This is a genomic window from Vibrio sp. QJM3NY_26 (assembly GCF_057786005.1).
In genome coordinates, this window is sequence record NZ_CM173516.1 from 1 (window position 1) to 15,431 (window position 15,431).

17 protein-coding genes are annotated in these 15,431 nt (G+C 42.3%); 4 read left to right on the forward strand and 13 right to left on the reverse strand.

Going from position 1 to position 15,431, the window contains the following annotated elements; all coding sequences use genetic code 11:
- The gene (locus AC3CH4_RS15505) at positions 1 to 1,002 is read left to right on the forward strand and encodes a substrate-binding domain-containing protein (protein WP_017074037.1); all 1,002 of its coding nucleotides are present in this window, start codon (positions 1 to 3) and stop codon (positions 1,000 to 1,002) included.
- Between the two features lie 150 nt (positions 1,003 to 1,152).
- Here the strand turns inward: AC3CH4_RS15505 and AC3CH4_RS15510 are convergent, their stop codons facing one another.
- Entirely contained in the window at positions 1,153 to 1,944 is a 792-nt protein-coding gene (locus AC3CH4_RS15510) for a carbon-nitrogen hydrolase family protein (protein ID WP_488543971.1), read from the reverse strand.
- 170 nt (positions 1,945 to 2,114) lie between these two features.
- Positions 2,115 to 2,546 (reverse strand): lysozyme inhibitor LprI family protein, encoded by a 432-nt coding sequence (locus tag AC3CH4_RS15515; RefSeq protein WP_054547011.1) that lies wholly within the window; start codon positions 2,544 to 2,546, stop codon positions 2,115 to 2,117.
- A 327-nt stretch (positions 2,547 to 2,873) separates the two neighbouring features.
- Here AC3CH4_RS15515 and AC3CH4_RS15520 point away from each other — a divergent pair, with 327 nt between their 5' ends.
- The 3 genes from AC3CH4_RS15520 to AC3CH4_RS15530 all read left to right on the forward strand — a co-directional run bounded on the left by AC3CH4_RS15520 (position 2,874) and on the right by AC3CH4_RS15530 (position 7,712).
- On the forward strand, positions 2,874 to 4,454 hold the full coding sequence (locus tag AC3CH4_RS15520) for an EAL domain-containing protein (RefSeq protein WP_146453877.1): 1,581 nt from the start codon (positions 2,874 to 2,876) through the stop codon (positions 4,452 to 4,454).
- A 193-nt stretch (positions 4,455 to 4,647) separates the two neighbouring features.
- A complete protein-coding gene (locus AC3CH4_RS15525; RefSeq protein WP_488543972.1) occupies positions 4,648 to 7,110 on the forward strand; it encodes a CHASE3 domain-containing protein in 2,463 nt (820 codons plus the stop codon).
- Positions 7,111 to 7,313: 203 nt separating this feature from the next.
- Positions 7,314 to 7,712 (forward strand): hypothetical protein, encoded by a 399-nt coding sequence (locus AC3CH4_RS15530; RefSeq protein WP_488543973.1) that lies wholly within the window; start codon positions 7,314 to 7,316, stop codon positions 7,710 to 7,712.
- A 106-nt stretch (positions 7,713 to 7,818) separates the two neighbouring features.
- On the opposite strand, the gene AC3CH4_RS15535 is transcribed toward AC3CH4_RS15530, so the two are convergent.
- The 11 genes from AC3CH4_RS15535 to AC3CH4_RS15585 all read right to left on the reverse strand — a co-directional run bounded on the left by AC3CH4_RS15535 (position 7,819) and on the right by AC3CH4_RS15585 (position 15,429).
- The gene (locus tag AC3CH4_RS15535; RefSeq protein ID WP_017082406.1) at positions 7,819 to 8,136 is read right to left on the reverse strand and encodes a heavy metal-binding domain-containing protein; all 318 of its coding nucleotides are present in this window, start codon (positions 8,134 to 8,136) and stop codon (positions 7,819 to 7,821) included.
- A gap of 111 nt (positions 8,137 to 8,247) precedes the next feature.
- On the reverse strand, positions 8,248 to 9,018 hold the full coding sequence (locus tag AC3CH4_RS15540) for an alpha/beta fold hydrolase (protein ID WP_488543974.1): 771 nt from the start codon (positions 9,016 to 9,018) through the stop codon (positions 8,248 to 8,250).
- A gap of 292 nt (positions 9,019 to 9,310) precedes the next feature.
- Positions 9,311 to 9,661, reverse strand: a complete 351-nt coding sequence (locus AC3CH4_RS15545) for a cupin domain-containing protein (RefSeq protein ID WP_171307904.1) — start codon at positions 9,659 to 9,661, stop codon at positions 9,311 to 9,313.
- A 222-nt stretch (positions 9,662 to 9,883) separates the two neighbouring features.
- Positions 9,884 to 10,312 carry a bleomycin resistance protein gene (locus AC3CH4_RS15550; RefSeq protein WP_102446736.1) on the reverse strand — a complete coding sequence of 143 codons (429 nt, stop codon included), beginning with the start codon at positions 10,310 to 10,312 and terminating at the stop codon, positions 9,884 to 9,886.
- 15 nt (positions 10,313 to 10,327) lie between these two features.
- A complete protein-coding gene (locus AC3CH4_RS15555; protein WP_065681367.1) occupies positions 10,328 to 10,918 on the reverse strand; it encodes a GNAT family N-acetyltransferase in 591 nt (196 codons plus the stop codon).
- Between the two features lie 140 nt (positions 10,919 to 11,058).
- Positions 11,059 to 11,382, reverse strand: coding sequence for a YqfO family protein (locus tag AC3CH4_RS15560; protein ID WP_102442418.1), 324 nt, complete (start codon positions 11,380 to 11,382; stop codon positions 11,059 to 11,061).
- Between the two features lie 59 nt (positions 11,383 to 11,441).
- Positions 11,442 to 11,798: a DUF6404 family protein gene (locus AC3CH4_RS15565; RefSeq protein WP_017082412.1), complete on the reverse strand. Its 357-nt coding sequence runs from the start codon at positions 11,796 to 11,798 to the stop codon at positions 11,442 to 11,444.
- A 98-nt stretch (positions 11,799 to 11,896) separates the two neighbouring features.
- Positions 11,897 to 12,388, reverse strand: a complete 492-nt coding sequence (locus AC3CH4_RS15570) for a GNAT family N-acetyltransferase (protein ID WP_171307906.1) — start codon at positions 12,386 to 12,388, stop codon at positions 11,897 to 11,899.
- A 453-nt stretch (positions 12,389 to 12,841) separates the two neighbouring features.
- Positions 12,842 to 13,582, reverse strand: coding sequence for an alpha/beta fold hydrolase (locus AC3CH4_RS15575; RefSeq protein WP_488543975.1), 741 nt, complete (start codon positions 13,580 to 13,582; stop codon positions 12,842 to 12,844).
- A gap of 5 nt (positions 13,583 to 13,587) precedes the next feature.
- Positions 13,588 to 14,892 (reverse strand): TRAP transporter large permease, encoded by a 1,305-nt coding sequence (locus AC3CH4_RS15580; protein ID WP_145565787.1) that lies wholly within the window; start codon positions 14,890 to 14,892, stop codon positions 13,588 to 13,590.
- A gap of 3 nt (positions 14,893 to 14,895) precedes the next feature.
- Positions 14,896 to 15,429, reverse strand: a complete 534-nt coding sequence (locus tag AC3CH4_RS15585; protein WP_145565788.1) for a TRAP transporter small permease — start codon at positions 15,427 to 15,429, stop codon at positions 14,896 to 14,898.
- Positions 15,430 to 15,431: the final 2 nt, after the last annotated feature.

Sequence of the window (15,431 nt, forward strand, 5' to 3'; positions counted from 1 at the left end):
ATGGCAACAATGAAAGATGTCGCTCGGATCGCAAAGGTTTCGACTTCTACCGTGAGTCATGTGATCAACAAATCGCGTTTTGTCAGTGAAGAAATAGCTGAACGTGTTAACAGTGCAGCTAAAGAGCTCAATTACGCACCGTCTGCATTGGCACGTAGCTTGAAAATGAAGCAAACCAAAACTTTGGGTATGTTGGTTACCACGTCCACTAACCCATTCTTTGGGGAAGTAGTAAAAGGTGTTGAACGTCGTTGCTATGAAAAAGGCTACAACCTTATTTTATGTAATACCGAAGGCGACAGTGAACGCATGAAATCATCCATCGATACTTTGCTGCAAAAGCGTGTCGATGGCTTAATGTTGATGTGTTCAACCCTTGAAGGGCAACATATCGATGTCTTTGATCGATACCCTGAGTTACCTGTCGTAGTAATGGACTGGGGCCCGATGTTATTTGCGAGTGATAAGATTCAAGATAACTCTCATCAAGGTGGCTACATGGCGACTAAGCACTTGATTGATAATGGACACTCTCAAATCGGTTGTATCACCGGCCCACTGCACCGCAACCAAGCTTCATCTCGTTATCAAGGTTTCAAACAGGCGATGGAAGAAGCGAACTTCGAGATCAATCCTAAATGGATTGTTGAATCAAACTTCGAATGTGATGGCGGCTTTGACTCTTATCAAACATTAAAAACCCGTGGCGAAATGCCTTCAGCGCTGTTTGTAAGTAATGACATGATGGCAATGGGTGTGATTCACGCAGCGGCGCAAGATGGTACATCGATCCCTAACGATCTTTCTATCATTGGCTACGATGACATCCACTTGTCGAAATACATGACACCAGCGTTAAGTACGGTCCACCAGCCAAAACATCGCTTAGGCCAAGCCGCTGTAGATACACTTTTAAACAGACTACAAGCACCTGACTCTGACCCGCAAGTTGTCGAACTTGAGCCGACATTAGTAGAACGAAGCAGTGTTAAAGCGATTTAGAGCGCTTTCTAGCAAACCCATTTCCAACAAACCTAAGCAACAAGCCTAAGCAGCCAAACAAAGCAGCAAAGCAAGCAACAAACCAAAATAACAAAGGGCAAGGTTATCTAACCTTGCCCTTTTCGATCCTATTACATTTCACTTATCTTGTTAACGACTCAACACAGACGATATCCGCTGTATTTCGTCTAACACATCAATACCATTGTACTGAGGCGCAATAGACAAATCTTCAACCTCTACCGTCTCAACGGCCTGATTTTCCGAGAGTTGAAGCATTGCTTCACCTTTAGGGGAATAAACTCTGCTACTACCACAATACGTTGCGGTAAAGGCATCGACTACATCTTGCCCAACACGATTACAAGTGACGATATGGCACCCTTCTTCTAAGGCTCTTGCTTGGGCAATGGCAAAACTATGATGACCACCAAAATTCGCAGGATGAAGAATAACGTCGACCGATTGATACCCTCTGATGATCTCTGGGAACCAGATATCAAAGCAAATCGCGACGCCAAACTTTAAGCCTTTATGTTCAAAAGTAAGGAGCTCGCTCCCTCTAGAAAAGTACTCTTTATCAAATTTCGTTTGGCTGACTTTTCGATATTTGTTGCGTAAGCCACAAGCATCCACAACAACGACACTGTTGTAATAATGGCCATCATCTTTCTCTGCGATACCGGCAACGATTAATGTCTGATGTTTCGCGGCAAGTAGAGTTAACGAATCAATGGTAAGGCTGTTATTGAAGTCTTCGCACAGTTCATGAATTTCTGCAGCCTCGTTAAAGATATACCCAGTAGAGAACAGTTCAGGCAGTAACGTGATATCACCCACTGACGCCTCTGCTTCTAAAAGCTCAGAAACTCGCGAGAGGTTCTTTTGTTTGTTTTTGTATTCAACTTCAAGCTGAACGAGGGTGATGCTGACATTATTCACAATTGAATCCTTGCTAGGTAACACTCCGAACTGTATTACTTCAAACTGTATTACTTCAAACTAGAGACTGAGAACGACAGAGTAAGACAATCCCCTATCGCTTTCTTATTCACACGCCAAAGGTTGAAGCGAGTGCACACTCAAAAAAGCATTTGCGCTCGGTTATTCCACTATTTGGGTTCTACTTCTAACACTGGCTCTGGCAAGACAGGAGGAGTGCTGTCCATATAGGTTAAGAAGTTTTCCCACACCTCATGCGTTCTTTGTTTAGTCAGTTTAGTTTTGCAAGAAAGCGCCATGAGGCCTCGAATCGAACCATCACGCCATTGCGTATACACAGAATCACAATGCGCTGATTGGTAAGTTTGCCAACTCTCCTGAGCCACCTTGATTGAACTGACCAATTCCGCATCATAAGCATTGTGCTCAAAACTCGCGGTCAGGTATTTATCGAGTTCCATTTGTGCCGATTCCAACTTAATAGACGCACAATGATTAATCTCTATTGTTGTCATCGCATTTTCGCAGTCTATAACGTGTTCGCCCGCCAATGCAGAACAAGAAAAATAGGCCAATATTAATGCTGGTATAAGTCTTTTCATAAACGTCCTAACTACTGTCATCAGTGACTTTTTTGATTAATTAAAGCACGGCTCAATATTTAAACTCCCTTCAATACTTAGCCATGCAACAACAAAATTTATAGGGTTATAAGCAATTTTTATACGCGTGAAAGTACAAAATAACACCGATCTAACTAAGAAAAAACGAGATAACACCAAGATTTAACTGGTAAAAATAGAAAACACATTCTTTAAATAAATAACTCATGCGTTCATTCACACTATTTATGCATAAACTTGCGCTACTATCGTTAAGTTTATAAATTAAATTGAATGTTCACCATAATCGGCAACGTTACTCCAACTATGGATATCAAGTACCAACATTTTGCTAAAACATCTTTCTACTTTGCCATTTCGTTCTTTTTTTCGATGGCATTGCTTCTTCCTTTCACGCCGTCTCATTACCAAACTTTAACCGAAGATTCATCGAGGTTAGTTGAAACGAGGCTTGAAGGAATCCAATCGAGGTTTGACCATTTTCTCTCAGAAATCACGCCTGACCAGCCTTGCAATTCGATTGTTAGACAGCTTCGCCAAAACGTTTTTGATGCCGACTGGGTAAAAGAAGCCGCGGTATTCAATAAGGACAACCTATTTTACTGTTCAACCACCGATGGTGAGGTTTCGTTCCGCCTATTTAGCACCATCAGACAGCGACTCAATGACGCCCCGAATTTAACAACGCTATCGTATTCAAACTCAGCCATAACTCAAGTTCAATCCATCATGCTCATCTTCTCAAACAAAGAGGATATAGGCGTGAGTCTGATGATACCGCCGCACTTCATCTATGACCTCGTAGAAAAAAACCTTAGCAGCCATGGCATTCAAACCAAAGTTGAAGTGATAAAAAGAGATATTTACCCATCGGATACTGACGCGCACATAGCCAAGGTACGAATACAATCGGATGCCTACCCATTTACCATCACGTCATACGTGGGATATCAATATTATATTAACTTCCTGTTGAGTTACTCATGGTTTGGCTTTCTTATGGCTGGAATCATTACCATTAGTCTTCTTTCCATCAAACATAAACAACAGAGCCAACGTAGCTTGGAGTATTCGCTTTCTAGTGCTTTAAAGAACAACCACCTGCATGTACACATGCAACCTATCGTCAACCAAAATACAACTGAAATAGTAGGCTGTGAGTCACTCCTTAGGTGGAACGATCCTATTGAAGGTAACGTCTCCCCAGCCATATTCATTCCGCTTGCAGAAAGCTTGGGGCTGATAGAAGACCTTACTTACTTTGTGTTGCGTGAAGTGTTGAACACGATCAAACATAATCAAACGCTATTTGAGTCAAAGTACATTAGCGTCAATATAAGCCGGAATGTTGTCTCCAACAGTAACTTCGCAAACAAAGTCATTAGTATTTATAAGAAGAACCCTGATATTCTCAAGCAGGTGGTCTTTGAAGTCACAGAGGATGGTGAATGTTCTGATGCAGATATGATTAAGATTAGAGACAACCTGACTAAGCTGTCGAATATGGGCGTAAGAGTCGCGATTGATGACTTTGGTACTGGCTATGCAGGCTTAGATTTTGTGAGACAATTTCCATTTAGCATTCTAAAAATTGATCGCGTGTTTGTGAAAAACATTTCAGACGAATCAAGCCTTGGCATTCCACTATTAGAATCCATGCTCCAGCTATCACGCACATTAGGCATGCAAGTGATCGTTGAAGGGGTCGAGTATGAGTCACAAGTGAAAATCTTGTCTAAATTAGGCGTCGATTACATCCAAGGCTTCTATTTTTATAAGCCGATGCCGATAAGCCTAACCATCAGCTTGCTCAAGCAGCAACATATCGAATCTAGTCATGAATATCAGGAATCTGAACCCTCTTCACCAGAATTAGATCATTCCTAAATCAAACTAATACGTTTTTGTCACACCGTGTTACGTCACCATTCGTAACGCAAAGGTTGCTAGAGCTCTACTTTTAGAGCTTTAGCCATCTTTTCAGGGTCAAAACCTACCCAACCACACACTATGCATTTGTACACCTAACGATCTAACCTACAATAACAATAGGTTTCTATTGTGTGGAATACGCGTTTTTATGTTTGCGAGTTGGTTTGATGATATTTCTCTACAGAGAAAACTATTAGTTAGCTTTTCCATCCCTATTGCATTAATGGTTCTTGTCTCATTCTCTGTCCATCAAAACACCCAATCAATAGTCGAAGACAATCACTGGGTTGTGCACACTCATAAGGCGATTGCTCGCGCTCAGGAGCTTCTAAACCTAGCCATTGATATGGAAACGGGTCAAAGGGGCTACCTCATCACGGGTGACCCTGTATTCCTAGAGCCTTATCACCTAGCACTTGATGTATGGAACCAAAAAGTTCATACCCTTTGTGAACAAGTAAGCGATAGCCCCAGCCAAGTAGAACGCCTCCGAAACATCGATGCACTTCATAAGCAATGGCTTAAGGAAGCAGGTGAAAAAGAAATCGCCCAGCGTAGCTTGGTCGGCAATGGCACAACTACGATGCAAAATGTGATTGCTTTAACCCAAAAACAAACGGGCAAACAACTTATCGATAAAATTCGTAATGAGATAGCCGAGTTTATTTCAATCGAACAAAAGCTCATTCAAATTCGAGTAAAAGAGTCCGAATACTCCGCCAACCAAACCAGTTATGTGCTGTTTCTAGGAACACTTTTTTCAACGTTCATTTCTCTGCTCGTCGCAGCATGGTCATCCAATCGCATTAAGAAACGTATTCACCTACTCCTTAACGCGGCCAATCAAGTGGCGGCTGGTCATTTAAAGCAAGTCGCTTCCATGCTTGACCGAAGCCCCTCAATGAGCGGTAACGATGAGGTTGCTCAACTCACCCACAGTTTCCAGAAAATGGCGACGACTCTGGTTAAAAGTAACAACCAAATGCACGCCTCAAATCGTGATCTCATTGCTGAACGTAAAAAAGCCGAAGCCGCCGTTAAAGCGAAAAGTGAATTTCTTTCAACGATGAGTCATGAAATACGCACCCCTATGAATGGCGTGCTTGGCATATCGCAGATCATAGCTTCCCAGACTAAAGAACCGGCCACCAAAGAGAACATCGAAGTCATCCTCGATTCGGGTCAACACCTGATGACAATACTCAATGACATCCTAGATTTCTCTAAAGTGGAGGAAAACAAACTCGAACTGGATATTGCTCCCTTTAACTTTGAACAAGTTATTCGACCTGTCTGCAGTGCAATTAAACCGATGGCAGATGAAAAGAGTATCCGTTTAATCGTCGACAACGAGGTGCCCAATAACATAGACCTTATTGGTGACTGCGCGAGGTTACGCCAAATCTTGTTTAATTTAGGGGGCAACGCGATAAAGTTTACCAATGAAGGCCACGTGCTGATTCAATTGGCCCTTAATCATCAAGACAATAAGCTCCTTTTATCAATAACGGATACTGGCGTCGGGATCCCGAAAGATAAGCACCTGCATATATTCAACCCGTTCGAACAAGCGGATGCATCCACAACAAGAAAATTTGGTGGTACAGGGCTTGGGTTAGCTATCGTTAAAAAGCTCGTGGAGTTAATGAGAGGTGAGATAACTCTAAACAGTGCCGTTGGGCTCGGGACCAAGTTCCAAGTTTCATTACCTATCACCTGGCAAGAGCACAAATCGACAGAGACCAACCCAGTTCTTATTAGCACTGACGAGCCATTCAATAACCCGTTGAATGTGCTGTTAGTAGAAGACAACCGCATTAACGCAATTGTTGCTAAAGGTTTTTGTGAAAACCTCGGATACCATGTTGAACAGGCAGAAAATGGAAGAATCGCGACGGAATATCTGAAGACAGCAAAATATGACCTCATCTTAATGGACAATCACATGCCTGAAATGAACGGAGTTGAGGCAACGCAATTTATTAGACAACAACTTGGCTTAAACACTCTGATATTTGCTTATACCGCCGATGTGTTTCGCGAGGCTCATGACAGCTTTATTGAAGCGGGTGCAGACCACGTTTTAACAAAGCCGTTGCAGCAAGAGAGTTTCTTCGATGCCTTACAACAGTTTTCTTCACGCCTTCCTAAGCACGCTAACGACGAATCCACGACTGATATAACAAGTAATGTTATCGAACTTCACAGAGAACCCATTGATAAGCTCAGCCTAACAGAAGAAGAGATCAGTCAATCAGAGGTTATTCAATCGTTTAAAGAAAACCACCACGACTTGATCGTGCTTTTGAAATCAACATCGAAAGAGCTTGAGGAGTCCATCGATCAACTCATCGAGGCCTATATTCAGCAGGACCTTAAATCTATAAGAAAGACTTTACACTCCTTAAAAGGGATGGCTTTGAACCTCGGGCTAAACATGTTGGCACAACAAGTGCTCGCTCTAGAAAAACAAATAAAGCATAAGCAGTTGCCAGAAATAGAGCAACTTCAAAAGCTCATCAACCGCATCTTAGTCAATGAACATCAGGCTCAACGAATGATAATGGCTTATGCTGCGCCAATAACTTATATACACGGCCAAGTACGCTAAAATCAAGAATTTAAACCTGACTTCTCGTAGCATACAAACTCTACCTACATCTCCATTAACGCCACCCACCATCAAACCCACTAAACAGACACTCCTTGTTACATAAGGCCCTCAAAAATAACGAAAGAAAACGCGAATACGATGGGTCTTCTTTGAAGAACATTTAATTTCATCGCATCGTTGAGTGCATCACAAGGGATATCATGGAAAAGAAACTTCAAACCAAACTGGCTACTAGCCTACTGCTGCTGAGAATTGGCATTTTTATCGTCTTCTTGTTCTGGGGCTTAGATAAGATCCTTGTACCTGAGCATGCAACAAAAGTACTGTCTGGCTTTTACGGAATCGACATCTCGGATAATTCGATAATGGCTATGGGGGTCGCGCAATTAGGTTTCTTAGGCGCGTTCGTTGTCGGCATGTGGAAAAAGTATACCTATGGCGCAATTTTAATCCTGCACGCAGGTTCCACCTTCGCCTCTTTTGGTAAATATATGGACCCGTTCAACAACCTACTGTTCTTTGCCTCTTGGCCAATGTTCGCAGCCTGTATCGCACTATTCTTACTCCGCGACTACGACACTTACAGCGTTTCCAACTAACGCAAAGGGCGCCTGTTATTGGCGCCCTGTTTGTTTAGCTTTCAAGAAAACAATAGACCCAACACCGAAGAAATACCAAGTGTCGGTTTTGATTCATGAAGGCTTGTTATGTTCTTAACTTTACCGCAGTTCCGAAAGCCATGATTTCAGACGAGCCGTCCATTATTGCACTAGTAGAGAACCGAATGCCCACAATTGCGTCAGCACCTAAGTCAGTCGCTTCAGAAACTAAACGTTGAATAGCTGTATCCCTAGCCTCTGAAAGCATTTCCGTATAGCCTTTTAGTTCACCACCAACAAGGCTTTTAAAACCCGCCATAATGTCTCGACCAACATGCTTTGTTTGGACAACATTTCCAGTTACAACACCCAGAATCTCCTCAATCTCACGGTTTGGAACACTTTCTGTCGTAGTAAAAATCATAATTTTTCCTTTAGAAGATAACGAATGAGATGGATTCCCCCTACCGAGAATCTGCCACATTTATGTGGTGCTTATTCGCACCGGACACACCATATCAACTTGAATTGCAGGCTAAGCTATTGGTATCGCGCGCCTAATGGCTTCAGCTAGCCCATCGGCGTTTTCCCACGCCATTGAATGCCCAACATCAGAAACAACGCTGATCGCTATATCGTGGTTACTTAGCTCTTCTGTATCGCTGTCAGGCAAAGATTCACTACCAAATAGGTAGGTTCTGTTTACGTTCAGAGAATACAACCTATCACGCCAACTCGGGCGCTGCCCTTCTATCAAGGATACGGCTTGCCTGTGAGTACCTACCGCTGAATTCACGGCTAAGCTGGCAGCCCATTGGGTATTTTGCTCATCGATGCTGTGTTGCACTATCTGTGCGTGACCGTGATTCATATATTCAAGCTCGGTGAAGCTCGCAATCTTTTTGCTAAAGAACCCTCCGCCAGAATCAAGGTTAGCCTCACTCAACACCAAGGCCTGTAGTTGTGGTTGAACTTTTTCAGCCAACACAACCGACACGGCGCCACCCATGCTGTGACCATAGATAACAAATTTATCCAAACCCAAAGATTGAATAAACGCCTCAAGATAAGCCGCGTGGCTACCGATGGAGTAATCGAAATCCAAAGGTTTATCACTAAACCCAGAACCTAATAAATCAACAAGAATGCGCCGATGAGGAAGTAACCAATCACTGGCCGCAACGACCGGATAATCAAACGAGGAAGCACAACCAATACCGTGTATAAACACAATAGGCATTTCCGAACCGGGAAGATCATGATACCTGAGTATCGCGTTACTCCCCTTTACCTTAAACTCTTTCATTTGTTCCTCTGAAACCAACTGAACACGCTAATAAATTTATGCATACTTCACATGTCAAGCGTGTCGAATCGCTTGTTATAGATGTGCCAATTAAGCCACTGAAAACACAATACGTTCTTTGCTTTCATCATCTTTCAGCTCAAGTAAAATACGCCCTTCTCGAAAAATGACCGCAGCCACACCTACACGAACTTGATGATTCACTCTTTACTCCTTATGAATGCCTCATTGCCTAGCGCCTAATCGGGACGGTACGGCACTGCGGCCGTACCAACATTTCTAGCTTGACGCTTTACTTCAGGCTGGCTTGAATGATTAACAACTCAATGTCATTTTTTGATGTATTAGCCAAGCCATGGGTACCAAAACGTTTATTTACTATCATGTCTCCCGCATTCACTTTTGTCTCGACACCTTCAATGATCATCGTGCCTTCACCTTTCAGAATAATATACATTTCTTCATCGTCTCCATGAGAGTGCTCCCCCATAGAACTTCCCGGTGGCATGACAACACGGATGGCAAAATCCCAAGCACCATCAAAGTCTTTACGTCTGAACGCACGATAGATGTCTATCGACCCCTCTCCATCATGACTGCTTTCATCTGTTTCTTTATCGCAAGTATAAAAATTACGTATCATAACTCTCTGTATCTCTCTGACTAGTTTCCGATATTCTGTTAAACAATAAAACGCTACGGTAAGAAGTGGCACTGCATGGTTGAATGCCACGTGTTTAGAATCACTCTAAGCCGTTGTTAGCACTGTAATCCTGAGTCTTACAGGTTTACCTTTAGCGCGCCTGATGAATCCGCGATTAGGTTTGATGGTCGATTTGGCTAGTCTGGAAAACAATGAATGAGTTCACACTAAAGTCTTCGGTTTTTCTCCGAGGTGTTGAGTGAACCTTAACAGATAACCATCCGGATCTTGGAGAAGAAGCTCACGCTCCCCAGACAACTTTTCACCAATGTCATACCAAGTTTCTTTCATCTCACGAAACAGGGACACTTTGTGGGTTTGGAGACGTTTTACTAGAGGTTCTAAGTCACTTAATTCAATCTGAAAGTTCACACCTCGCCCCAAGGGAGCCTCAAGCTCACCAGTAATCCATCCTTCATCACTGATTTGCTCTAACATCATCTGCACATGCTCTTGTTCGAGATACACAAAATCAGGGGTTTCACGCCTTATGCGAATAGAAAAACCAAGTACATCAACATAAAAGGCAAGCGAGCGCTCAAAGTTGCTAACGGATAGTTCAGGAACCATCGGATTCCAATAATTTTCCATACTTACTTCCTTGTATTAAGGCTCTTGTTGACTCAGTTTTTTCAGAAAGCCTTGCTTAACCTCTGGCCACTCCGAGTCAATAATTGAATACACAACCGTATCTCTTACCGAGCCATCCTTTAAGATTTGATGATTACGCAAGATTCCGTCGAGGTTTGCACCAAGCCCTTCAATCGCTCTTCGAGAGACGGCATTCCCAATATGAGTGCGAAACTCGACTGCAATGGCTTCATAGCGCTCAAATATTTGTTTTAGAAGAAGGTATTTACACTCTTTATTTATCAGTGTTCCCCTAGCCACATTTGAATACCAGGTATAACCAATCAAAGCACGTCTATTTGGTCTATCAACGCCATAGTAACGGGTAGTCCCTACTACTTGATTGGTGGTTTTAGCTCGCACGGCATAAGCTATATTACCTAGATGCATTTGAGCGATAGCATCAACAACGTATTGCTCCATTTTTTCTGGGCTCGGTACATTAGCGAACCATAGCTTCCAATGCTCTCCATCTTTCACGGCCTCGATTAATTCAGATACATGCCCCATAGTAAGAGGCTCAAGAGCAACATGCTCACCTTCAATCAGGCTCTGTTCTATCCACATAACTCTCAATTTACCTTTTATCGCCAACGCGGTGTTAAGTGTTGTGTAACGTTTGCCATTTCACCAAAATGCAAGGCGTAACGTATTCGTCTGGCAAATCTTTGGCTATAGCGCTATTGTAAATATCAAGAAGATATACCTCAAAGAGCAAACTCCGAATTACAAACTTTGAAAACATTGACCAAAGGCTCTTCCCAGCCGAGACAAACTCTAAGCTGATCAACGATTGGTTTCACTTGGCTCTTTGCCACGTTGATTTCAACTTTTAATAACGGGTAGTTTTCGACTTTCCCGTTGCACCCAAACACAGGCGCAGAGCCATCAAGAGCTCGGTGAGAACCGATAACAGAACCAATAGCCCAACAGTGATCATAGTTTCCAATTCTATCGACACCCGACTCATGTAAGGTGCTCAAAACTAGATCTTGTTGCTCAGGCGTACAAAAAATCTCTAGTTTATACATCTAATTTAAACTCCTAAATACCAAGTATTACGAATCATTTTAACTGCTTGTTATCGCGCTTATCCGTAGTTTTTCTTACACCAATTTTCCCAACTCTTCTCACCCAATTTTTTTCGTGCTTTGACGATTCTGAACGCATTAACAAGCCCCATAAAGAAACCGAAAATAGCAGATGAAATAAGGTAAGTTTTCCAATGTTCGGGCTCTGAGTGCCAAGTAAACATCCACATCAAAGACCCCCAAATTACCGCCATCGATAATCCATACGTCAAGAATACTTTTTGAAGCGATTGAAACACCAGAGGCGTTTGAGACACGTTAGTATACTTTGACCAAATAAAGGCATTTGGCCTCGTTAGGTCTGCAGGGACACCCTTTTCAATAAGGTGCTGCTGAATGAATTTCGCCTTTTCCATCTTTACCTCACTATGCCTATGCCACTCGAATTCTATGACTATGCGACGATTTATCGAGAAGGGTTGTTCAGTGTTACCCACTAAAGGACTAACTAGATTCAATGTGTGTGAGCTGATTGATACACGTTGTTTTCTATCAACGATCCGGAAAACTCAAAAGTCAGTAAACCTATTCGACTAAAACCTAAATGTTCATAAAAGCCATTCGATTCATTTTCTACCCACGTGTACAGCCAGTATTTATTACCAAACTGATTCTCGATTCCATTCAAAAGCTTTCGACCGATCCCTTTACCTTTGAAAATGTTATCTACATAAAGTTTTTCTACTTCAAAGCCATTGCCAGACGTCTGGTAGTGCGATTCAAGGTTAACCATTACGTAGCCTTGAATAACCTCATTTTCTTCACTTACAAACACACGATATTTAGTGGTATTCAATATTTCAAAGAAGTAGGCTGCCGTGAAAGTAGACAAGGCATACTCAGCGTATTCAGTTTTGCCCCCTTCTCTCGCATATGTGTCTAGCCAGACTTTAATGGACAATGCCGCTAATTTTACACAGTCGTCTTTTGTCGCTTCCCTGACCATTTCCTCTCCAAGCACAGCAGTTATTAAACTGAATAATTATGATTTTTATCACTAGCGCATTTCTGTCTAATAATTTAACCATCTCATACTTAGTTAAATAACTCATTTAATAACAGCATCTTACCAATATAACCGTATCATACATGACGAAAAGCAGAAGTATTCCGTATAGCTAAAATTGAATGAAGAAATTATGTGAATGTGTGTATTACTTATCATTTCCCTCATGTACTTCTTCATCCAAACAAAGATTGTTGGCCTAGATCTGTATGAGGCGTGATGGTTAGTAAATTATGGATGACGTGATCGTTGATATAATTTCTACCGGATTTGCAAAAAAAAAACCGACATGATTGTCGGCTTTTCGTTTGGATATAAGCTGTAAATAAAGTACTCAAAATGTTCCCGCTGAAGGTCACCTTTCCTGCTCCCTTTGAACTGCTAGCAGAGAAGCTAACCAACGCTTTGCAAAAACTCCCCAAAAGCTACGTTGAAGTGCAATGGTTTCTCAATGTGGGCATTGTGCGCACAATCGTTAATGATACACAGAGAACTGTGCTCAATACCCTTCCACAATACTGATACCTGCTCATCCCATGGATAAGTTTTATCTGAGTCCGCCCATATAATTAATACTGGCATTCTGTATTGAGAGATATAGGGTTCACCATTCCAACTGTTCATTGCGATGAGTCCGTTTAGATAGGACTGAAACGAAACCTTGTCTGCAAGCTGCATCGATTGCTTGAACACCTGAGGTGCTAATTCATTTTTAAACCAACTAGACACAGCCCTCTGTTTACTGTCGCCATAGGTAAAAGAGGATGCATTCTTGATGCTCTCTTGTAATGGTTCAAACCTACCAGGCAAGTCGCCTTTCGGTCCTGTTCCGTACAAGGTCAAACTGACGACTTGTTCAGCCCATTTATGCCCAATCTGCTGGGCGACCATTCCTCCCATTGAGTGCCCTATTAGGTGAAAACGCTTTATTCCAAGCAGTGCAAGTTGTGACATGACATCTTGGGCCATCTCTTGAATCGTTTCAAAAGCTGTCTCAGCAGAACGCTCACCAAAGCCTTTCAAACAAACAGGGACTACTTGCATGTTTTTCTCTAAAAAAGGTACTTGAGCACTCCAATATTCTGGGCCACTTAAAAATCCATGGATCATCACTAGTGGTACGTTAACGTTCATTCATATTACCCCATAACATTTGGTAGCCACACGGCAAGCTGAGGAAAGATAACCATCAGTACAATCAAAAATATGAGAGCACCAATGAAAGGCAAGCAGCCTTTAATGACATCGACAATAGTCAGACGATCTTTCTCAATAGATTGAATAACATACAAATTTAGGCCAACAGGAGGAGTCAATACAGCGACTTCCATCGTTATGGTGTAAATGACACCGAACCAAATCAAGTCAAAGCCTGAAGCTTGAATCAGAGGAAACAAGGTTGGCAGAGTTATGAATGTCATCGAAACAGGCTCTAAGAACATGCCTAAAATAATGTAGAATAAAATAATCAGTGCAAGCGTCGTGTATGGCGATAGTTCCAGAGAAGTAAACAAGCTAGTAAACTCTTGTGGCACTTGATAGTAAGTCATCACAAAACCAAAAAGCACACCAGAAGAAAGTAATAAGCCTAAATAACCCATCGTCTTCATGGTCGCTTTGATTGATTCAAAGAACCCTTTGAGATCCATTCCCCCAACAGTAATAGCAAGTAGCAAGGTAATCACACAAGATACACCTGCCGCTTCAGTAGGGGTCGCGATACCCGCATAGATGGAGACTGTAATAATAAGGCCGATAACCATCACTGGAATTATCGCGCTCAATGCTAACCCCCAAGGGATACTTTCACTATCGTCAGCTTTTGGTACGGATCCTTTTTGTAAGACGCTCCATCCTTTAATGATAAGGAAGAAAAAAGAAACCAAAATTAAGCCCGGTACAACACCTGCAATAAACAATTGCCCGATCGACTGATCTGTCACTATTCCGTAAAAGAGAAGAATCAAACTTGGCGGTAACAGAACGCTGAGTGTTCCTCCAGCCGCGAGCACCCCACTGGCTAGTTTTTTGTCGTAACCAAGGTCTAACATTGCAGGAAGAGCGACGCCACCAATGGTCAACGAGCCAACCATACTTGAACCACATACAGCACCAAACCCAGCGCAGGCACCAACACTCCCGTATGCAGCAGAACCTGTGATTGGTACCTTGCTGTGCATAAACCAATACAGATTGGGCCCTATGTTCGACCGGCCAATCAACTCCCCTAATAACACAAACAGCGGAACCGACAGTAAAACGTAATCTACCCACACACCCCACATTTTGAGCTCGGCTGTAACAAGTGTTGTAGAAAAAGACTGAATTGAAAGAAGAAACGGAACGGATGCGCCCGCCAATGCAAATGGGATTGGTAAACCCATCACAATAAATAAAATTAGTAGCCCCATCAAGCCGAGACCAACTTCATACCACTCAAGCATATATTATTCTCCAAGCTTTACTTGAGGCACAGAAGTCGTGCCACGAATTGACTCAAGTTTATGCATTATCGAGTCATAGAATTTTAAAATAGAAACCAAAGATAAATTGAGTAATGAAACAAAAACTCCGGCCCAAAAATAGTACTTAGGCCACAACAATATCTCTGAGGCAGCAAGCGACACATATGACTTAGATAGCCCTTTAAAGGCAGCCAAAGCGAAGAAAACAGAGATAATCATCATCAGTGAGTTATTCGCAATTTCCAGATAGTCTCTTTTCCCTTTAGACAGTTGATCGATAAAAATCGTCACCTTGGGAAAGGCATCTGCCTTGAGTGCGTATGAGAGGCCAACGAACGCTAATGGTACTAGCATCAAAGCCGTTGCTTCTGTAACCATCCCATCAGGACTACCTATTACGTATCGCATGAATACGCCATAGGTAATCCAGAAAGCTTGGACAATAACGATTACACCACCGCAATACAGCAGTACATTCGTTGAAGTATCCAAAGCTTTTCTGAATTTACCTTCCATAG